A 20,483-nucleotide genomic window follows, 5' to 3' on the forward strand; every position below is an offset into this window, starting at 1 on the left:
AAATTTATTTAAGGGTGAAATAGAATATCATTCAATATAGTTGTAAATAATCCCGTTTAGCCTTATTTGGGCATAGAAATATAGCTTAGATTGTTTAAATAAAGCGTTATATCGTATGATATAGTAATCATTTTTGAAGTATGTTAATTCTTGATTGCATACAATTATCCTAGTTCTTTAGGCCTTATCTTACAATTGTCACTCAAAACAAATTTATGAATAAAAAAATTTTTATTGTTATTGCATTGATTGTTATTTTAATTTCAATGACGATCTTAATAAGTGCTCATAGCAGCCAGCTTATTTTGCAAGGCGAAGTTGATGCACCTAATGTCAGCATATCCTCTAAAGCCAAGGGGCGAGTGCAAGTAATTCATGTCAATCGTGGCGATGATGTTAAACAAAATGATGTCTTAATTACGCTTGACAGTCCTGAGCTTTTAGCTCAAGTTAAAGCTGCTGAAGCTGGACGAGATCAAGCAAAAGCGCAAGTTGAACTTTCTCAAAACGGTACTCGTGAAGAAAGTATTCGCTATTATGAAGCGTTATTGGAACAAGCAAAAGTTTCTTATGATAATGCTTCGAAAGAGTACAATCGTAATAAAGCCATTTCGGCAAAAGGTTTTGTTTCTCAATCAATATTAGATAATGCCCTTAAAACGCGTGATGCAGCTCATCAGCAGGTTTTGTCAGCCCAAGCCAATTTAGATCAAGCGAAAAACGGTGATCGTATTGAACAGCGTGAGATCTATAATGCTAAATTGCAAGAGGCTGAAGAGCAACTTAAACAATTACAGATTCAATATGATGATCTGCAAGTCAAGGCGCCTGTAGATGGTGAGGTTGGTTCAATCCCTGCCGAAGTAGGCGAGCTGTTTAATGCAAATAGCCCACTATTAACAGTTATTCGATTACCACAAGCTTATTTTGTGTTTAATATTCGTGAGAATATTATGCCTAATATTCACAAGGGTGACCATGTTAGGTTGGAAGTTCCAGCCCTTGGCAATAAAGAAGTTGAAGCGGAAGTTCGTTTTATTTCACCAATGGGCGATTATGCAACTAAACGTGCTACTCGAGCAACGGGTGATTTCGATTTGAAAACCTTTGAAATTAGACTTTATCCAACTAAACCTGTTGAAGGCTTACGCGCAGGTATGAGTACATTATGGAAAATAGACAACTAATTTCAGATTTCTGGCATCGCTTTAAAGAAGCATTTAACGATGAAATTCCAGTTATATTTAAGCGTTTTACTTTCCATTGGTTAATGTGGATTTTACCGCTGATTATTTTTGTGATCATCAGCAGTATATTTTATCGAGGTGTATTATTTGATCTTCCTGTAGGTTATGTTGATCAAGATAAAAGTACCTTATCTCGTGAAATTATTCGGGATCTTAACGCTGGCGCGCACGCAAATCTAATTAATTATGATAATCAGTTAAAAATGGCTGAACGTGATTTAGAAAAAGCTAAAATTTACGCCATTCTCTATATACCGCCTAATTTTGAAGCCGATGTGTTAGCTGGTCGTCAACCAACGCCGATGCTTTATTATAATGCTTTATATTATAGTGCTGGCTTATACTCTATTATGGACTATTCCGGCCTAATTGCTTCATTAAATACACAATATCGGACGACCATGGCAACCAGTATTGGTTTGCCCGTACCTAAGCTTTCTCAAGTTAATTTCAATTATGATGGGTTATTTAATGCTAGTGGTAACTCAATGTACTTCCAGCAATTTTCCGCGGTAGTTCATTTGTTACAATTATTTGTAGTGACCACAACAATTCATATTTTATCGCGATTACCTAAACGGACTCGGCCTAATTATCCATTTGTATTAGGTAAACTAGCTCCTTATACCATCTGGTATACCATGTTATTGATGTTTGAAATAGCTATGCTGGTTTTATTTTCTGATGCGCGCGTATCTGGTTCGCCATTTGCTATGATGCTGGTGGTATTCTTTTATGTTATTGCAGCGCAAAGTATTGGTATTTTGCTTTATACATTTACTAAAACAGTATTAGATGCATATACCTATATTGGGGTATTGGTGGGGCTTGCGTTGACCTATTCAGGAGTAGTGGTGCCTGAATTGTCGATGCCTTGGATAGCAAGATTTATTTCGTCACTTGAGCCTTTAACCTATGCACTGAATAAATTATTCGATCTCTTTTTACGACATTCCAGTTATCTATCTGTATTAAAAACATGTGGGATTTTAATGATCTATCCAATAATTATTACAGTGTTAGTTAGAAAACGTTTAGTCAAACGTTTACATTCACAGTAAGAGGCAATATTTGGATGCTTAAGCTATTTTTATCTTCAGCTATAAAAATGTTTTTTTATATGCTAATGCGACCAATGTGGTTATTGCTATTAGTTTCTGTTTCATTAATGAGCTTAGTTTATATTAATGGCACCATCACCAATTTGCCGGTAGCAATTGTTGATCAGGATCATAGCGCTACAAGTCGAAGTTTGATTCGATCTTTAAATACTAGCTCTAAAATTGATGTGCTTACTTATGAAAATTCATTAGAAGCTTATGATGATATTAACAGCCGTAAATTATTTGCGGTATTTACCATTCCAAGAAATTTCGAAAAACGTCTTTTAAACGGTGAAGAGGTGACAATTCCTGCTTATGGTGATGCTTCTAGCCGTCTAGCTAATGGTCTAATACAAGTTGATATTAGAGGAATATATCAACAAATATTAACCGAATATAATACGCGGGTAATGCGCAATGCTGGTTTTTCTGATCCGCAGATTAATATCATCTTATCGCCAATAAAAGGGCAAACGATGCCGCTTTATAATGCCGGGATTAGTTTTGCGGCGATAACTTTTCCTGGATTACTCGTCATGTTGTTGCAACACTCCTTTTTGATTGCCTCAACGCGTACCAATATCACCTTGCACTCCTTGCCCCAAGGTAAACCACCAAAGATTGTTATATTCGGAAGTTTATGCGGTCTTATACCAATATGGCTCTTTTTGTCTTTAGTCCTCTTTGGATTATGGCCTTGGGTTCTTGGCTATAGGCAATTAGCAAGCATACTCGAAATTATTATTATGACATTTCCGCTATTATTAGCGGTGTTGGGGTTGAGTAAATTACTCACTGAATGTTTACATCGAACCGAGATGATTTACCTAACCTTAGCCTTTTTGACTACCCCCGTATTTTACCTATCTGGTACTATATGGCCTCTTGATGCTATGCCGTTATGGGTACAAACGGTATCGCGAATGTTACCATCTACATGGGCAACAAATATGATTGCTGGTGTAAATCAGATGGGGTTAGGTTTATCAGATAATGTATTTAATATATTTATGATTCTATTTCTCGGAGTCATATATGGTTCGCTAGGCTTTTTTATTGCAGCACTACGCGAAGGAAAAATGAGAAGATATTTCAAAAAAATAAAAAACTTTGTGCGTTCAAATACTAAAAAAGTTAATAATAAACCTTCAATTAGTTAATGCTAAAACGTGAATATACAATCAATAGCTGTTATGATGAATGCTTAAATTTTTCAAATAAATAACGTATGTCCAATAAATATTATCCATGGATTATTAGTTTACGCCCTAAAACGTTAGTATTATCGCTTTCGGCTATTTTGATGGGAAATTCGCTAGCATATTGGCAACGGTCTTTTGACCCATTGATTATGCTACTATCAATCATTACCGCATCGTTATTACAAATTTTATCCAATTTGGCTAATGATTACGGTGATGCAATTAAAGGCAGTGACCAACAAAATTTAACAGGGCATAAACGGGGATTACAATTAGGTTTAATCACGCTTAATCAACTAAAAATAGCGCTTTGGATTACCGTTTTATTATGTATTACTTCAGGGCTTGCATTACTTATTTTAGCCTGCAACAACTATCGACAACTTCTGATTTTTGTCTTGTTAGGATTATGCTCAATCATTGCAGCAATTACCTATACGATGGGGAAAAAACCTTATGGTTATATTGGATTAGGTGATTTCTCTGTCCTTATCTTTTTTGGGCTGGTTGGGGTAATTGGCAGTGATTACTTACAGACTAAAGTGTTATCGACACGACTCATCTTACCTGCAATTGCTAGTGGATTATTAGCGGTTGGAGTACTTAATATTAATAATCTACGCGATTATGAAAGCGATAAACAACATCATAAACGAACATTGATTGTGCTAATTGGTAAAACTTACGGTTGCTGTTATCACTTACTTTTATTAATTGTATCATTTTGTCTATTTAGTTTATTTGCTTACAAAAATCTACATACTTTTTGGAGTGGACTATTTTTATTAACATTGCCACTATATATAAAACATATCAATTCGGTGTTTAAATTTAAGACGGTTAATGACGCTGCACCGTTACTAATACAAATGGTCAAACTTGCTTTATTAACTAATTTACTTTATTGTTTGGGTATTATTTTGAGCTAGCTCACGTTTATTCTAAATTTATATCGTTTTACTTAATGTTAGCGTTATACTAGAATCGAATGAATATTACAGTTAAAGGAGACTCTACCATGGAGTTTGAAACATCAATTCTTTGTGATTACTACCCAGAAGATGTTAATGTCGTAGAACCGATATTTAGTAATTTTGGTGGTGTAGCTTCGTTTTCAGGCCAGGTCGTCACAGTGAAATGTTTTGAGGATAACGGTATATTGTACGAAGTATTACAATCCAATGGGGCAGGTAAAGTATTGGTTATTGATGGTGGTGGTTCTGTGCGCCGAGCATTGATAGATGCGGAATTAATCGATATTGCACTGCAAAACCAATGGGAAGGTATCATCGTTTATGGTGCTGTGCGCCAAGTTGATTATATTGCTGATGCTGAAATTGGTGTTCAAGCACTCGCAGCAATTCCTGTTGGCTCGGATGATCAAGGCGTTGGTGAAATTGATATTCGTGTTAATTTTGGTGGCGTGACTTTCTTCTCTGGTGACTTTATTTATGCTGATAATACCGGCATTATCTTATCTGAAATCGCTCTTGAAGTAGACGATAAATAAATCACTTATTATTTTCATAAACCGCTGTGGTTTTACAGTGGTTTTTTATGCTCAAAAACCCCGCTCCTCAACTTTTTTTGCGATACAATTTTCTATTTTGTTCGATTACGAATATAACCACCAGTAACGGTGATAATTAATCCTGCTATCTCCATATCTAATAATTTAATAGTGAGTTCAGGAATGGGTAAATTAACCAGGGCTGCAATTGTATCAACTGGAATTGGGTGATGACGAATAACGGCAAAAATTTCAGGATATAAAACAGTATTACTCTCTTTATTCTCAACACTATTTTGTCTATTTATTGTTGATAAAAAGCCACTATAGTGTTCTAAAATATCAGTTGGGTGAGTGACTAGATAAGCCCCTTGCTTGATTAAATAATGGGTTCCATGACTATTTTGATTATCGATATCACCCGGTAAGGCAAATACATCGCGATTTTGTTCAAGCGCATAACGAGCAGTGATTAGTGATCCACTTTTTTCAGATGCTTCAACCACAAAGGTTCCTAAACTTAATCCACTAATAATACGATTGCGACGTGGAAAGTATTCGGATCTTGCTTTTTCAAATGGATAAAATTCTGAAATGATGGCGCCATTTTGTGCCAAAATATCATTTGCCAATCGGAGGTTTGAGCGTGGTGAGATTTGAGCTAATCCACTACCTAAAACAGCTATAGTATTTCCTGATACCTCAAGAGCCCCTCTATGGCAAATAGCGTCTAAACCCAATGCTAATCCGCTAGTGACTGTTAAACCATTAATTGCTAATTCGCCAGCGAAATATCTTCCCCATTGTGCACCATATTCACTAAATTCACGGCTACCAACCATGGCAATTTGTGGTGAATGTAATAATTGCCTATTACCCATAACAAATAACAATAATGGTGGTGAACTAATTTGCTTAAGTAACATTGGATAATCGGAATCACAATAAGCGATCAAATGTTTGGCTGGGTAAGGTGTTGCCAACCAATCGAGTATTGGCTCAAAATGAAGATAAGATGTTTCAAAAAAACGATCTTGGAGAGTTTTGGATAAACCTATTTTTTCTAATAATAGCGATACATCTCTTATTTTATTAGGTAGACCAGTACTAAAATAGTGAGCAATTTGCTCGAAATATCCCTTTCTTTTCTGACCAAGCATTGAAATTCGTAACAAAAACTCATATTTACTCATTACAGTCCTTTTTCCTCTACATTGTTGCTTTGTGCCATATCTAGAAGGATTGATTAGATATATTTTAGTAATAGTCAACTAAATCTATTCATAGGCATAATAAATGTTTACAATGTAGGCGAATTTGAAAAAATACAAAATTGAGGAGTAGATCGAAGAATTTATGGCTATTTTACCGGTATTACGTTTCCCAGACGAACGACTTCGCAAAATTGCAAAGCCTGTCTCTAATTTTACACCAGAGCTACAAAACATTATCGATAACATGACTGAAACCATGTATGCCGAAAATGGTATTGGACTTGCAGCTACACAAGTAGATGTACATGAGCAGATTATTGTGATTGATGTGTCGGAAGATAGAAGCCAACTTTATGTGATTATCAATCCTGAGGTGATAAGCCAAGAAGGTGAAACTGGCATTGAAGAGGGATGTTTGTCGATACCTGACTGCCGTGGATTTGTTCCAAGATCAGAAAAAATCAAAATCAAGGCATTAGATCGTAATGGTAAACCTTATGAAATTGATGCTGATGAACTATTGGCAATTTGTATCCAGCATGAAATGGATCACTTAAAAGGTAAACTCTTTGTCGATTATCTCTCGCCATTAAAGCGTCAACGTATTGAGCAAAAGATGAAAAAGCTAGCTCGTGAAGAGCAAAAGAATCGATAAATTAAACCGCCATTAATTTGGCGGTTTTTTATTTAAGCTTTCATTATTTAGCTACAATCACCATAGCAGGTCGGATAAGTCGACCATTGAGTGTATAGCCTTTTTGGATAGTATTGACGATCTGCCCTGATTGATGTTCTGGTGATTCAACCATACTAATCGCTTGATGTAGATCTGGGTTTAATTGTGAATCAGCCGTATTTATCACTTCAATACCAAATTTTTTGACCGTATCTAAAAACGATTTTAATGTTAACTCTAATCCTTCTACAGTTGCTTTGTGTTCTGGATTATTTTTATCTGTAGATTCTAATGCGCGTTCAAGATTATCAATTACAGGTAAAAGCTCATTTGAGAATTTCTCAAGAGCATATTTACGTGCTTTGTCCACATCTTGTTCAACACGTTTGCGCACGTTATCAATTTCAGCTCGAGCACGAATCATTGCTTCACTTTCATTTTTTTTAGCAATTTCTAATGCTTGTTCAAGTTCAGCAATACGTGTATCTTTGGCTTTTAACTGCTCTTCAACACTTGGTTGAGATGGCGTTTGTTCTTCAGTAGTTTGCTCAGCTGGGACTTCAATGTTTGTTTCATTTTCTGACATATTATTCTCTTGTTCAGTCATACGGTACTCCAAATTTAGTCGAAAACTTAATGAATAACAGTTATTATGGGGGCAATTTTTATTATTACAAGTTTAACGATAAGATGATATCGTGTTTTTTAAACGGTAACTAAAAAATCTTTATATTTAAGTTAAAAAAACAAGGATATTTTATGGGTATACCATTTAAATGTGTTGGTTTGGTTGGGATTCCACGTAAATTAGAGGCGATTGAAACTCATCAGGTTCTATATGACTGGCTAGTTAACTTAGGTATTCAAGTTTTAGTTGAAGATCGGTTAGCGCAGTATATAAAATTTCCTAGTAGTGTATACGCAACTTTAGATACGATTGGTGAGCAAGCCGACTTAGCCATTGTTGTCGGTGGTGATGGTAATATGCTACGTTCGGCACGTCAATTGTCGCACTATAAAATTAAAGTGATTGGAGTAAATCGAGGTAATTTAGGCTTTTTAACCGATATTTCCCATGATCATGTTATTGAGCAATTAACTCCTGTTATCAAAGGGGACTATGATGATGATCCTCGGTTTTTATTGGAAGTGTCTATCTACAGTGATGGTCGGTTAATTAATTCTGGTTTTGCTGTAAATGAAATTGTAGTTACACCTAATACTGTTGCGCATATGATTGATTATGATGTGTATATCAATGAACGCAATGCATTTTCACAACGAGCTGATGGTTTAATTATTGCAACGCCCACAGGATCGACTGCTTACTCGTTATCAGCTGGTGGGCCAATCCTTGCGCCACACTTAGATGCGTTAATTATCACACCAATGTTTCCACACTCTTTAGCGGTCAGACCATTAGTGATTAAGAGTGATAATCCTATCCATCTTAAATTTCCAACAACAGCTTTGGATCTTAATGTTGCTTGCGATAGCCAAATTATCTTGCCTGTTAAACCAACACAAGAGGTAATTATTCGTCGCTCAGATTATGAGTTTAATTTAATTCATTCTAAGGATTATGATTATTTTAATAATCTTTCAAGCAAACTAGGTTGGTCACAAAAGATGTTTTGAATTTAATCGTTATGTTAAGAAAATTATCATTTAAAGGTAAACTATCTTTAAATGATAAATGTTAATACATAAACAGATAAAGAAGAGAATATGGCGGCGATAACATCGTCGACCATAATACCAAAACCGCCCGGCACACGCTTATCAAACCAACGAATAGGCCAAGGTTTGGCCATATCAAACAATCTAAATGCGACAAAAGCAATCGTTACCCATAGTATTGAAAATTGAGGAATGAAATACAGCGTTATCCACATACCGACAAATTCATCCCAAACAATATGACCCGAATCATGAGTATGGGTATCATCTGAAGTTTTTTGGCAAAGATAACAACCAAACACAAACGTCACTAAAATAAAAACCCAATATAAAGTAGGTTGTAAACCCAAAAATAAAAGCCACAGTGGTATCGCCATTAATGATCCCATAGTACCAGGCATAATGGGTGATAGCCCACTGCCTAATCCGACCGCTAAAAAATGGATTGGATTTGTGAGTTTTAGGTATTTTTTAAAATCTTTATTGCGCGCTTGTTTCGTCATTCTGATGATAATCGGTTGATAAAATTATGCCGACTTGAGGTCGGCAAAAAATTTGTTTAGCTAACTTTAGCCAGCACTAATAATATTTAGCTATATTATTAGTCTTTAGCTAAGGTTGCAACCATTACTGCTTTGATCGTGTGCAGGCGATTTTCGGCTTCATCAAAAACGATGCTATGTTTAGATTCAAAGACTTCATTTGTCACTTCTAAACCATTTTTCAAACCATACTGGGCAGCCATTTGTTGACCTACTGTGGTATTCATATCATGGAAAGCCGGTAAGCAATGCATAAATTTAACATTTGGATTCTCGGTTAATTTAATTACATTTTGATTGACTTGGTATGGGGTTAATAATTTCACTCGCTCATCCCACACTTCTTTCGGTTCGCCCATGGAAACCCATACATCGGTATAAAGAAAATCAACGCCTTTCACACCTTCAGCGACATCTTCAGTTAAAACGATTTTAGCGCCTGTTGTTTTAGCTATCTCTTGGCACTTTTGAACAAGCTCTGATTCAGGTTGGCACGCTTTAGGCGCCACTAGTCTGATCTCCATACCCATTAAGGCAGCACCTTCCATTAACGAATTGCCCATGTTATTACGAGCATCGCCTAAATAAGCAAATTTAACACTATTAAGTGGGCGCTCACCGATATGCTCTTTCATGGTCATAAAATCTGCTAAAATTTGCGTTGGATGCGCTTCAGTCGTTAAACCATTCCAAACCGGCACACCGGCATATTTTGCTAAAGTTTCAACAATATCTTGCCCATAACCTCGATACTCAATACCGTCATACATGCGTCCGAGTACTCGAGCTGTATCAGCAATCGACTCTTTATGCCCAATTTGGCTACCACTTGGCCCTAGATAGGTGACTTGAGCGCCTTGATCATATGCACCGACTTCAAAAGCACAGCGCGTACGGGTGGAATCTTTTTCGAAAATTAAGGCAATATTTTTGCCAACTAAATGTTGTTTTTCGTTACCTTGTTTTTTTGCTTTTTTTAATTCAATAGCAAGTTGAATCAGCTGGTTAATTTCTGTTGGGGTAAAGTCGAGTAAACGTAAAAAATGACGTTGATAAAAACCGTACATATCAAGCTCCTAATAGCGGTAAGTATTGTTACGATTCTATTTGAATAATTATGCAATTTCAAGTTAAACGTTTTAAATTTATAAAATGTCCTTTTTAGTTATTGAATTGTCTAAAAAATTAGATTTTATTATTTAATTATTTTTTATAATAACACTTTTTTTGTTTAAAAAATTGTAATAAAATGACCAATTAATGAGTTACTGAAAAAGCATTTATGTGAATTATTATTCATAAATAGTGTTTATTTAATCAAAAGGTCTCTTAGCCATGCAAACTTATGCCCTCCTTATATTACAAGACGGTTCACAATTTATCGGTAAATCAATCGGTGCCGACGGACAAACTGTTGGTGAGGTTGTTTTTAATACCTCAATGACCGGTTATCAAGAAATACTCACCGACCCTTCCTATTGCGAGCAATTGGTCACGTTAACTTATCCCCATATAGGTAATGTCGGTACTAACAATGCCGATGCTGAATCTAATCAAGTTTATGCAAAAGGGCTGATTATTCGTGATTTACCACTATTAGCCAGCAATTATCGCAATGAGCTCGATCTTTCGAGTTATTTAAAACAGCATAATGTTATTGCCATTGCCGATATCGATACTCGCCGTTTAACTCGAATCTTGCGTGAAAAAGGGGCTCAGCATGGTGTGATTATCACGGCATATGATAAAGAAACTATACTTGAAAAAGTCGATACCGCTAAACAAATGGCGATCGATTTTAAAGGATTATCCGGACTGGACTTAGCCCAAAAAGTCACCTGTACAAAAAGCTATTTGTGGACACAAGGTGTATGGACAAGAGAGCAAGAACACCCCGCGGCAAAAAACGCCTTGCCTTATCATGTTGTGGCTTATGATTTTGGCGTAAAACGTAATATCTTACGGATGTTAGTTGCACGGGGTTGTAAATTGACCATTGTTCCGGCCAAAACCTCTGCGCAGGAGGTATTAGCATTAAATCCTGACGGTATATTCCTATCAAATGGTCCCGGTGATCCGGCACCTTGTACTTATGCCATTGATGCCATTAAACAGTTTTTAGCCACTAACATACCGATATTTGGTATCTGTTTAGGGCATCAACTGTTAGCGTTGGCTTGTGGTGCAAAAACCATAAAAATGAAATTTGGACATCATGGTGGCAATCATCCGGTTAAAGATCTTGAAAATAATCGAGTTATGATTACCGCGCAAAATCATGGTTTTGCCGTTGATGAAATGAGTTTACCGACTCACTTACGTGTGACGCATAAATCACTGTTCGACGGTTCGCTACAAGGTATTCATCATAATCAAAAACCGGCTTTTAGCTTTCAAGGTCACCCCGAAGCGAGTCCCGGGCCTCACGATGCCGCCCCACTATTTGATCACTTTATCGAATTAATTAAAATTTATAAGCAGGAGCAATAACATGCCTAAGCGAACAGATATTAATAGCATTCTCATTATTGGCGCTGGCCCAATTGTTATTGGTCAAGCTTGTGAATTTGATTATTCCGGCGCTCAAGCTTGTAAGGCTCTGCGTGAAGAAGGTTATCGGGTTATTTTAGTCAATTCTAATCCTGCCACCATTATGACCGATCCGGAAATGGCGGATGCCACCTATATTGAGCCGATTGATTGGACAACGGTGAGTAAAATTATTGAACAAGAAAGACCCGATGCCATTTTGCCCACCATGGGCGGACAAACAGCGCTCAATTGTGCGTTAGAACTGGATAAAAGAGGCATTTTAAAACAATTTAATGTCGAGATGATCGGCGCTACCGCTGATGCAATTGATAAAGCTGAAGATCGCAAACGTTTTGATCAAGCCATGAAAAAAATTGGTCTTGATACTGCCCGTTCCGGCATTGCTCACTCATTAAAAGAGGCTTATGCCGTACTTGAACAAGTTGGCTTTCCTTGCATTATCCGCCCTTCTTTTACTATGGGGGGAACCGGTGGCGGGATTGCTTATAACACTCAAGAATTTGATGAAATTTGTACCCGAGGACTTGATCTGTCGCCCACCAATGAACTCCTCATTGATGAGTCATTAATTGGTTGGAAAGAGTACGAAATGGAAGTGGTACGAGATAAAAATGATAACTGCATCATCGTCTGTTCGATTGAAAATGTTGACCCTATGGGCATTCATACCGGGGATTCCATTACCGTTGCGCCAGCTCAAACACTAACTGATAAAGAGTATCAAATCATGCGTAACGCATCGATAGCGGTACTTCGTGAAATTGGCGTTGAAACAGGTGGTTCGAATGTACAATTTTCGGTTGATCCTAAAACCGGACGCTTAATTGTGATTGAAATGAATCCAAGGGTATCACGTTCATCAGCATTAGCATCTAAAGCAACCGGTTTTCCAATCGCAAAAATTGCGGCCAAACTTGCGGTCGGCTTTACCCTTGATGAGCTATCTAATGATATTACCGGAGGTAAAACGCCAGCGTCATTTGAGCCTTCGATCGACTATGTGGTGACAAAAATACCCCGCTTTAATTTCGAAAAGTTTGCTGGGTGTAATGATCGTCTAACAACCCAAATGAAATCAGTGGGTGAAGTGATGGCTATTGGGCGGACTTTTCAAGAATCATTACAAAAAGCGCTACGAGGGCTTGAAGTCGGTGCGTGTGGTTTTGATCCGAAAATTGACAATTATGATGATGAAAAAAATCTCAGCAAAATACGTTATGAACTACAAGAAGCGGGCGCTGAACGAATTTGGTATATTGCTGACGCTTTTCGAGCCGGCTTTAGTTTAGATGAAATTTTCACATTAACGAATATCGATCGCTGGTTTTTAGTGCAGATTGAAGAACTTATCAGCCTTGAAAACCAACTAAAATCGCAATCATTCGCTCGCCTAAATTCAGAATCATTATGGCAACTTAAGCGTAAAGGTTTTTCAGATTTACGTATTGCTAAGCTGTTGAATGTTGAAGAACAAGACGTTCGTGATCGACGAAACCAATACGATATTCATCCTGTATATAAACGAGTTGATACCTGCGCGGCGGAATTCTCGACCGATACAGCTTATCTTTACTCAACCTATGAACAAGAGTGCGAAGCTAAACCACAATTCATTCGCCCTAAGATTATGATATTAGGCGGTGGACCGAATCGGATTGGGCAAGGTATTGAGTTTGATTACTGTTGTGTACATGCAGCGCTGGCGCTCCGTGAAGACGGTTATGAAACAATTATGGTTAACTGTAATCCGGAAACGGTATCTACCGATTATGATACCTCAGATCGACTCTACTTTGAGCCAGTCACACTGGAAGATGTGCTTGAAATTGCTCATGTGGAAAAACCAAATGGCGTAATCGTACAATACGGCGGGCAAACACCATTAAAATTAGCCAGAGCGCTTGAAGTCGCTGGGCTACCGATTATTGGTACCTCGCCAGATGCGATAGATCAAGCTGAAGATCGCAAACGTTTTCAGTCGATTGTCGATAAGTTAAAGTTAAAACAGCCAGTTAACGCAACGGTTACCGATATTGAAGATGCGGTGATTAAAGCCGAACAAATTGGCTATCCATTAGTGGTCAGACCGTCTTATGTGCTTGGTGGTCGAGCAATGGAAATTGTGTATAACGAGCAAGATTTAAGACGTTATTTTAAAAACGCAGTCAGTGAATCGAATAATGCTCCCGTACTACTTGATCACTTTTTAGATGATGCTATTGAAGTTGATATTGATGTCATTGCCGACGGCGAGCAAATCGTAATTGGCGGCATTATGGAGCATATTGAACAAGCGGGAATTCACTCCGGTGATTCTGCTTGTTCATTACCAACATATACTTTAAGCTCGGAAATTTTAGACCAATTGCGCAAGCAAGCTAAACAATTAGCGTTAGAACTTAATGTAAAAGGGCTTATGAATGGACAATTTGCCGTCAAAGATAACCAAATTTATTTGATTGAAATCAACCCTCGAGCCGCTCGCACCGTGCCATTTGTGTCGAAAGCTACCGGTTTGCCATTAGCGAAAATCGCTGCACGAGTTATGACCGGGCAATCACTGGCTAAACAAAATATCACCAAAGAAGTCATACCGCCTTATTACTCAGTGAAAGAGGTGGTATTACCGTTTAATAAATTTAGTGGCGTTGACCCAATTTTGGGGCCTGAAATGCGTTCAACCGGTGAAGTGATGGGAATTGGTAAAACCTTTGCCGAAGCCTTTGCCAAAGCACAACTTGGTAGCTTATCAAGTATGAAAAAATCAGGAAAAGCTCTGCTATCTGTTCGTGATCAAGACAAAACTCGCTTGTTAGCGATCGCTAAACGATTAATTGCGCATGGCTTTAGTATTGATGCTACTTTGGGCACTGCTAAGGCATTACAACAAGCTGGCATACCCTGCCAAATGGTTAAAAAAGAGAACGAAGGGCGCCCCAATATTCATGACCATATTAAAAATGGCGAATATAGCTATATTCTCAATACCACATCTGGACGGGCTGCTATTGAGGCATCGAAAATCCTACGCCGTAGTGCTATTCAATATAAAGTTCATTACGATACCACGATGAATGCGGCTTATGCCACAACGTCGGCGCTTGATTATGATCCAGCTCATAGCGTGAAACCATTACAGGCACTTTATCAATAGAGACGAGTAAAGCTCGTCTCTTTTCACTAATCTGGTTTACGGTGTTGTACAAATAAGATCTCTTATTCACCTGAAAAAATATTTCTTTTTCCTTTGAACTATTTTATCTAATTAGGAGAGTTTGAGCATAATCAACGATAATTAATGTAAAAAATATTGAGGAGTGTATACCATTTCGTATAAAAATCGTCCTTATTTGTTAAGGAATGTGTAAAAATAGGACGTTTAGGCTAGAAGGGTATTGCTTTATTATTTTATTACTATAATATAGCCACCTCTTTGACGCGGGGTGGAGCAGCTTGGTAGCTCGTCGGGCTCATAACCCGAAGGTCGTTGGTTCAAATCCAGCCCCCGCAACCAATTCTTTTAAACCTATCCTAACTTATTCTTAATAATTTACTATCCTGACTTTGGTATACTGCAAGGGTTTAGCATTAAAATCGAGCTGGCATCTTTTAATCATTGATACATAACCTAATTATAATTAAAAATACTGTTATGCAAGTTACATACATTACTCTCTATCTTTGAGAAAAGTTAATTCAGAATATCAATATAATGGTTAGCAGAACATTAAGAATCGTGTGTAACTGATACTTATTAAATAAGAGAATAAACGAGAGGCATAATTCTATATTTAGCTATTAAATGAGTTTTCTGCAACCACTACTAGAATATTGGCTTCTTTAGATTATTGGTGTGATTGGCAGAATTATCACAATTTGATTGGCCATATTCGATTTACGATAGGTATAGCAAGCAATTAAATCAATATTTTGCATAACTATTTAAACGAAGCTATGTAAGGATGGATCATGATATTGAGTAATCATGTTGATCCTTAAATTATTAAATATGAAATATTAGTTTTTTATCAAAAGTAATTAGTTTATTAATATTAAGGAAGATCATTAAAATTAATGATCTTCATATATGATTAGCGGTCTGTATTATTTATTATTTATTGGTTTTCTTAAAAAGATGCCATATGAAATTGCACCTAAAATAAGTAAACATGCACCTAATATAAATACATAACCGAAACTACCGGTTATATCAAGTATGATACCTGTTACAATTGGTGCCATTGCTGCACCTAAAAAGCCTCCAAAGTTCTGAATTGCACCTAATGAACCGACTTGGTGACTAGGTGCTACATCAGCAGCTAATGTCCATATAACACCTGATGGGAGTTGAGAAGCAAAATAACCAATAGATAAAAGAACAATACTAAGTACAGTATTATCAATAAAAGCAATGGGTGCGACTGAAGCGGCTGCAAGTATAGCTCCACCAACAATAGGAATTTTTCTTGCATTTATTGGTTGAAAACCTCGTCGTATAGCGAAATCAGAAATAATTCCACCGAGTAGAACACCTATAATACCGCAGAAAAAAGGAATTGATGCAATCCATCCCATTTGTTTTAAAGTAAAGCCTTGTTCTTTTTCTAAGTAACTAGGTAACCATGTTAAGTAAACCCAAATAGTAAACATAATTCCAAAATTACCGAGAATCATAAACCAAGTCATTTTTTGTTTTAATAAATCTCCCCATGATGCTTGAGATTCTTTTCTTTTCGGTTCTTCTGCATTAGATTTACCTTTTATTAGCGTAATTTCTTCCGGTGTTGGGTTCCGATATACTTTTAACCAAACAAGCATGACAAGTAATCCAAATACACCAATGATTATAAACATACCACGCCAACTCATCGTTAACATAAGAATGGTTAATAGTGGCGGAGCAATAGCATTAGCTATTTGTGAACCAGTATTAATTATGGATACAGGGACACCTCGTTCTTCTTTTGAGAACCATGTTTCAGTTGTTTTTAATCCTGAGGTAAAGAAAGGTGATTCAACAACACCTAACACTACTCTCATGGCATAAAACATTGAATAGCTATTTAAAAAGCCGCAAAGGATGGTAACTAAAGACCATAGGCCAGACGCCCAAGCAAACATTTTTTTAGGACCAAATTTATCCACCAACCAACCTGCAGGTAAGTTAGCTAGCGCGTATGGCCAGAGGAATGCCGATAATAAAAATCCCATTTGGGTTTGAGATAACCCAAACTCCTGAGCTATTGTTGTATTTGCAATACTTAAATTTGATCTATCTAAGTAATTGACGATAGCCCCGATTACAAGAAGAATGATGAATCCCCATCTTAGTTTTGGTTTTTGTTGTATTGTCATATCCACACCTTTATTTTAGACAAAACGATCCTATAGACATATCAAAGATATGCCTTTACTTTATTAATATTAATTATTGTTTATTTTTTAGCTTTATTTACTGCTGCTACAAATTTTTTAGCTGCTTGAGTTACTTTACTATAATCATTATCCTTCATAGCTGCTTTGGTAATATAACTAGCGACCCCCACACAAACAGCTCCAGCAGCAAACCATTCATGAACGTTTTCAGGTGTTACGCCACCTGTTGGAGAGATTGGAGCATGCTCTAAGGGTGCTAAAACAGATTTGACATAATTTGGATTAACAAACTCAGCTGGAAAGAGTTTCACAATATCAGCTCCAGCTTCTAAAGTATTTTGAATCTCAGTGGGAGTAAAGGCACCGCTCATCGTTATAGCTTGATAACGATTCGCAACTTTAATCATTTCTGGATTTAAGTTAGGGCTAACTAATAATTCCGCTCCTGCTAATATTGCAGCTCGGGCTGTTTCACCATCTAGAACTGTTCCAGCGCCAATTAAAATACCTTTCTTTTTATATTTATCTGATAAATATTTTACTACACCAAGAGCATTAGGTACTGCCATTGGAATTTCAATAACGGTAATACCACCTTTAATTGCTGCTTCAGCAACTTTTATTGATTCTTCTTCTGTTGCTAATCTCACAATCAATACAATTCCTGAATTAATAATTTTATTCAGATTATCTAATTTACGATACATTCATTATCTCCAATAGTCTGTCTTAATCTTTTAATTGATATAACTTATTTCCAGTAAATCCTAATTTTCTTGAAATTTGCAAAGCTGTTTCTTTAACTGATTTGGCAATAAGTTGTTCTTTATCTTTAGTCATTCCACTATATAAACTGGCAACGCTAAATGACGCAATCGGCTCATTTTCGTGGTTATAGATAGCAGAACTGATGCAATACATTTCTAAATTATCTTCGCGATCATCGATAGCGTAACCACGCTCTCTTGTTTTATCGGCATCTTTTAGAACTTCTTGATGATTTGTATGCGATAGTGGTGTTTTGCTTGGATAAGGTTCTTTTCCTAAAATATCAATAATTTGCTGATTTGAAAATGCGTGAAGCAACCCTTTTCCTAACCCTGTTGTATGTAAATAACGCCTAGAACCCAATTTAGCTGTTGGTTTTATGGTTGAATGATTTTCAGCCTTATCAATATAAACTATTTTGCCTTTATCTTTTACACCAAGAAATACGGTACTACCTGTTTGTCGATTGAGTTCCTGAATAAATGGCCTTGCTGCATCGGCTACACCCATATTAGTAATAACTGAACTACCGATTTCAAATGCTAATAAACTCAAACCATAAGTTTTTTGTTTAATATCTTTTATCTCGATAATTTCCTTATACACTAAAGTTTGTATTAGTTCAAAAGCACTACTCTTAGGCAATTGCAACATTTCGCAAATATTATTGAGTGTTAAATATTTATCACTACTTACAAATAGTAAAAGTAAATCTATTGTTCTTGCTGCCGATTTATTTAATTTTAGTGGTCTATTATCTTGTTTCATAATTTCGCAAATGTGAACTGTGAAGTAGGTTCAATAATTAAACTATATTTCTGTATTTAATATAGCATGTCATATTATTATTGCATTTCCATTTTATATTATATTATTCAATTTATTATTTAGTTCACATTAATGGTTCGCGTTTATGAATGACGGTTCGCAAATGCGAAAAGGAAAGGATTATGAAAGTTAATACAAGTACAAAGGCTATTTTTCTTATTGGAGCAGCTGGTTCAGGGAAGTCAACCGTAGGAAAATTTTTATCTTCAAAGCTCCACTATTGTTATTTGGATAAAGACATTGTAGCTAACCGCTTTACTGGCGAATTACTTATGTCAAAAGGATATGAACCTACAGCAAGAGATGGATGCGAATTTTATAAAAAAGAAGTTATGAATATTGAATATGATACATTACTGCATATTGCAAGTGAAAATTTGAAACTGGGTAATTCAGTAATACTTGATGCTCCTTTTTTAAGTTATTTTTCTGATGAAAACTATATCAATCAAGTTAAGCAACGATTTAATTGTAGCCAAATGGAATGCTATGTTTTAGAAGTCTTTGTACCAGCTGATGTTTTGAAGCAAAGAATATTAGAACGTAATAATGCTCGTGATACCTGGAAATTAGATAATTGGGATACATTTATTGAAAGTTTAAATCAAAAACGATGTCTATGGAAAGATGTAAATTATATCCGTTATGATAATAGTGCACCGGAAATAGATGAATATACTCTTTTAAAACACTTTAATTAGATTATGAGATTATATAATTATTATATACTTTTGTCTTTGACGCAGGGGAGCAGCTTGGTAGTACGTTGGGATCATAAGATCACTGGTTCAAATTCTGCTCCTGCATTAATTCTTTTATATTTATTATAGCTTTTCTTACTTAAAATTTTATTGTTTATACTGATTTTGGTACTGCAAGTAACGTTGATACCGCTTCACTAATTCTTCTAGCGATATAGCTATTATTCATGGTGTACAAATGGATACCGTCAACATTTTGTGAAACTAAATCAACAATCTGATCGATAGCATAAGCAATACCGGCGTCACGGAATGCATCAGGGTGATACTCATATTTCTCCATCATCTGTTTGAATTTCTTCGGTAGATTTACGCCACACATCGATACCATACGTTCAATTTGGTTTTTGTTCGTTACCGGCATAATCCCTGCTTCAATTGGTACATTAATCCCCATATCACGGGCTTTGTCTAAGAAAGTGTAAAAATAGTCGTTATCAAAAAATAGCTGTGATATCAGTTGATCTGTTCCGGCACTCACCTTTTCTTTTAAATGTATTAAATCTTGTTTTAGCGTTGATGCTTCAAGATGTCCTTCAGGATAACAGGCCCCAATCACATTAAAATCACCATTTTCTTTAATAAATGAAACCAGCTCGCTGGCATAGCGAAAATCATCTTTAGGTGTAACTGTCGGGCTAATATCACCTCGCAATGCAAGCACATTATCGATACCGGCACATTTGAGATCATGAAGAATTTTCTGCATTTCTGCTTTATCAAAATTAATTCCTGGCAAATGAGCAACACTTTCAATGCCATAAGTATGTTTGACAGCGTGGGCGATATCAATTGTCGTTTGACCATTCAAACTACCACCAGCGCCATAAGTAACACTGATAAAATCAGGTTTGAAGTAACCAAGTTCACGCAATGTGCTATAGATTGTCTCTAAAGGTGACGTTTTTTTAGGGGGAAAAACTTCAAAAGAGAACACGGTTTTTTTATTAAAGAGTAAATTTGTTTTCATCTGTATCATCCATTGGTGTGATTACTATTATCCTTACTGACATTTCCGCCGCC

The 20,483-nt window shown here is 36.4% G+C and carries 18 protein-coding genes and 1 tRNA gene; 11 read left to right on the plus strand and 8 right to left on the minus strand.

The window, feature by feature from the left end:
• The first annotated feature begins 215 nt into the window (after positions 1–215).
• From J3U24_RS09390 to rraA, 5 genes are all read left to right on the plus strand, one after another.
• Positions 216–1,187, plus strand: a complete 972-nt coding sequence (locus J3U24_RS09390) for an HlyD family secretion protein (protein ID WP_267337228.1) — start codon at positions 216–218, stop codon at positions 1,185–1,187.
• On the plus strand, positions 1,169–2,308 hold the full coding sequence (locus J3U24_RS09395; RefSeq protein WP_065562723.1) for an ABC transporter permease: 1,140 nt from the start codon (positions 1,169–1,171) through the stop codon (positions 2,306–2,308). The genes J3U24_RS09390 and J3U24_RS09395 overlap by 19 nt, the downstream gene beginning before the upstream one ends.
• 14 nt (positions 2,309–2,322) lie before the next feature.
• Positions 2,323–3,510, plus strand: coding sequence for an ABC transporter permease (locus J3U24_RS09400; protein ID WP_267337230.1), 1,188 nt, complete (start codon positions 2,323–2,325; stop codon positions 3,508–3,510).
• A gap of 68 nt (positions 3,511–3,578) precedes the next feature.
• The gene (locus J3U24_RS09405) at positions 3,579–4,481 is read left to right on the plus strand and encodes a 1,4-dihydroxy-2-naphthoate polyprenyltransferase (protein ID WP_267330794.1); all 903 of its coding nucleotides are present in this window, start codon (positions 3,579–3,581) and stop codon (positions 4,479–4,481) included.
• A gap of 89 nt (positions 4,482–4,570) precedes the next feature.
• Positions 4,571–5,062: a ribonuclease E activity regulator RraA gene (gene rraA / locus J3U24_RS09410; RefSeq protein WP_220225416.1), complete on the plus strand. Its 492-nt coding sequence runs from the start codon at positions 4,571–4,573 to the stop codon at positions 5,060–5,062.
• A 92-nt stretch (positions 5,063–5,154) separates the two neighbouring features.
• On the opposite strand, the gene dprA is transcribed toward rraA, so the two are convergent.
• On the minus strand, positions 5,155–6,255 hold the full coding sequence (gene dprA / locus J3U24_RS09415) for a DNA-processing protein DprA (RefSeq protein ID WP_267330793.1): 1,101 nt from the start codon (positions 6,253–6,255) through the stop codon (positions 5,155–5,157).
• Between the two features lie 163 nt (positions 6,256–6,418).
• On the opposite strand from dprA, the gene def reads away from it, so the two are divergent.
• Entirely contained in the window at positions 6,419–6,931 is a 513-nt protein-coding gene (def, locus tag J3U24_RS09420) for a peptide deformylase (protein WP_065562719.1), read from the plus strand.
• A 43-nt stretch (positions 6,932–6,974) separates the two neighbouring features.
• Here def and grpE read toward each other — a convergent pair whose 3' ends face one another.
• The gene (gene grpE / locus J3U24_RS09425) at positions 6,975–7,559 is read right to left on the minus strand and encodes a nucleotide exchange factor GrpE (RefSeq protein WP_065562718.1); all 585 of its coding nucleotides are present in this window, start codon (positions 7,557–7,559) and stop codon (positions 6,975–6,977) included.
• Between the two features lie 152 nt (positions 7,560–7,711).
• Here grpE and nadK point away from each other — a divergent pair, with 152 nt between their 5' ends.
• On the plus strand, positions 7,712–8,590 hold the full coding sequence (gene nadK / locus J3U24_RS09430) for an NAD(+) kinase (RefSeq protein ID WP_065733678.1): 879 nt from the start codon (positions 7,712–7,714) through the stop codon (positions 8,588–8,590).
• A gap of 47 nt (positions 8,591–8,637) precedes the next feature.
• On the opposite strand, the gene J3U24_RS09435 is transcribed toward nadK, so the two are convergent.
• Both J3U24_RS09435 and argF read right to left on the minus strand, forming a co-directional pair.
• The gene (locus J3U24_RS09435; protein WP_267337231.1) at positions 8,638–9,135 is read right to left on the minus strand and encodes a phosphatidylglycerophosphatase A; all 498 of its coding nucleotides are present in this window, start codon (positions 9,133–9,135) and stop codon (positions 8,638–8,640) included.
• A 98-nt stretch (positions 9,136–9,233) separates the two neighbouring features.
• Complete coding sequence (argF, locus tag J3U24_RS09440) at positions 9,234–10,241, minus strand: ornithine carbamoyltransferase (protein ID WP_267337232.1); 1,008 nt, start codon at positions 10,239–10,241, stop codon at positions 9,234–9,236.
• A 268-nt stretch (positions 10,242–10,509) separates the two neighbouring features.
• Between argF and carA the strand changes: the two genes are divergently transcribed.
• The 3 genes from carA (at position 10,510) to J3U24_RS09455 (ending at position 15,241) form a co-directional block, all read left to right on the plus strand.
• Positions 10,510–11,664 carry a glutamine-hydrolyzing carbamoyl-phosphate synthase small subunit gene (gene carA, locus J3U24_RS09445; RefSeq protein ID WP_267337233.1) on the plus strand — a complete coding sequence of 385 codons (1,155 nt, stop codon included), beginning with the start codon at positions 10,510–10,512 and terminating at the stop codon, positions 11,662–11,664.
• A 1-nt stretch (position 11,665) separates the two neighbouring features.
• The gene (gene carB, locus J3U24_RS09450; RefSeq protein WP_267337234.1) at positions 11,666–14,881 is read left to right on the plus strand and encodes a carbamoyl-phosphate synthase large subunit; all 3,216 of its coding nucleotides are present in this window, start codon (positions 11,666–11,668) and stop codon (positions 14,879–14,881) included.
• Positions 14,882–15,164: 283 nt separating this feature from the next.
• Positions 15,165–15,241, plus strand: a tRNA-Met gene (locus J3U24_RS09455).
• A gap of 590 nt (positions 15,242–15,831) precedes the next feature.
• Here J3U24_RS09455 and J3U24_RS09460 read toward each other — a convergent pair.
• The 3 genes from J3U24_RS09460 to J3U24_RS09470 form a co-directional block, all read right to left on the minus strand.
• Positions 15,832–17,082, minus strand: a complete 1,251-nt coding sequence (locus tag J3U24_RS09460) for an MFS transporter (RefSeq protein WP_065733683.1) — start codon at positions 17,080–17,082, stop codon at positions 15,832–15,834.
• Positions 17,083–17,162: 80 nt separating this feature from the next.
• The gene (eda, locus tag J3U24_RS09465; RefSeq protein WP_065733684.1) at positions 17,163–17,810 is read right to left on the minus strand and encodes a bifunctional 4-hydroxy-2-oxoglutarate aldolase/2-dehydro-3-deoxy-phosphogluconate aldolase; all 648 of its coding nucleotides are present in this window, start codon (positions 17,808–17,810) and stop codon (positions 17,163–17,165) included.
• Between the two features lie 22 nt (positions 17,811–17,832).
• Entirely contained in the window at positions 17,833–18,639 is an 807-nt protein-coding gene (locus J3U24_RS09470) for an IclR family transcriptional regulator (protein WP_065733685.1), read from the minus strand.
• A gap of 182 nt (positions 18,640–18,821) precedes the next feature.
• On the opposite strand from J3U24_RS09470, the gene J3U24_RS09475 reads away from it, so the two are divergent.
• A complete protein-coding gene (locus J3U24_RS09475) occupies positions 18,822–19,400 on the plus strand; it encodes an AAA family ATPase (RefSeq protein WP_065733686.1) in 579 nt (192 codons plus the stop codon).
• A 154-nt stretch (positions 19,401–19,554) separates the two neighbouring features.
• On the opposite strand, the gene metF is transcribed toward J3U24_RS09475, so the two are convergent.
• Positions 19,555–20,430 (minus strand): methylenetetrahydrofolate reductase [NAD(P)H], encoded by an 876-nt coding sequence (gene metF, locus J3U24_RS09480; protein ID WP_065733687.1) that lies wholly within the window; start codon positions 20,428–20,430, stop codon positions 19,555–19,557.
• Between the last annotated feature and the right edge of the window lie 53 nt (positions 20,431–20,483).

The sequence above is a fragment of the Gilliamella sp. B2785 genome (assembly GCF_026537005.1).
Lineage (GTDB): Bacteria > Pseudomonadota > Gammaproteobacteria > Enterobacterales > Orbaceae > Gilliamella > Gilliamella apicola_E.

Coding starts and splice junctions, on each gene's coding strand:
- J3U24_RS09390 (WP_267337228.1), top strand. CDS start 216: ATGAATAAAAAAATTTTTATTGTTATTGCATTGATTGTTATTTTAATT.
- J3U24_RS09395 (WP_065562723.1), top strand. CDS start 1,169: ATGGAAAATAGACAACTAATTTCAGATTTCTGGCATCGCTTTAAAGAA.
- J3U24_RS09400 (WP_267337230.1), top strand. CDS start 2,323: ATGCTTAAGCTATTTTTATCTTCAGCTATAAAAATGTTTTTTTATATG.
- J3U24_RS09405 (WP_267330794.1), top strand. CDS start 3,579: ATGTCCAATAAATATTATCCATGGATTATTAGTTTACGCCCTAAAACG.
- rraA (WP_220225416.1), top strand. CDS start 4,571: ATGGAGTTTGAAACATCAATTCTTTGTGATTACTACCCAGAAGATGTT.
- dprA (WP_267330793.1), bottom strand. CDS start 6,255: ATGAGTAAATATGAGTTTTTGTTACGAATTTCAATGCTTGGTCAGAAA.
- def (WP_065562719.1), top strand. CDS start 6,419: ATGGCTATTTTACCGGTATTACGTTTCCCAGACGAACGACTTCGCAAA.
- grpE (WP_065562718.1), bottom strand. CDS start 7,559: ATGACTGAACAAGAGAATAATATGTCAGAAAATGAAACAAACATTGAA.
- nadK (WP_065733678.1), top strand. CDS start 7,712: ATGGGTATACCATTTAAATGTGTTGGTTTGGTTGGGATTCCACGTAAA.
- J3U24_RS09435 (WP_267337231.1), bottom strand. CDS start 9,135: ATGACGAAACAAGCGCGCAATAAAGATTTTAAAAAATACCTAAAACTC.
- argF (WP_267337232.1), bottom strand. CDS start 10,241: ATGTACGGTTTTTATCAACGTCATTTTTTACGTTTACTCGACTTTACC.
- carA (WP_267337233.1), top strand. CDS start 10,510: ATGCAAACTTATGCCCTCCTTATATTACAAGACGGTTCACAATTTATC.
- carB (WP_267337234.1), top strand. CDS start 11,666: ATGCCTAAGCGAACAGATATTAATAGCATTCTCATTATTGGCGCTGGC.
- J3U24_RS09460 (WP_065733683.1), bottom strand. CDS start 17,082: ATGACAATACAACAAAAACCAAAACTAAGATGGGGATTCATCATTCTT.
- eda (WP_065733684.1), bottom strand. CDS start 17,810: ATGTATCGTAAATTAGATAATCTGAATAAAATTATTAATTCAGGAATT.
- J3U24_RS09470 (WP_065733685.1), bottom strand. CDS start 18,639: ATGAAACAAGATAATAGACCACTAAAATTAAATAAATCGGCAGCAAGA.
- J3U24_RS09475 (WP_065733686.1), top strand. CDS start 18,822: ATGAAAGTTAATACAAGTACAAAGGCTATTTTTCTTATTGGAGCAGCT.
- metF (WP_065733687.1), bottom strand. CDS start 20,430: ATGAAAACAAATTTACTCTTTAATAAAAAAACCGTGTTCTCTTTTGAA.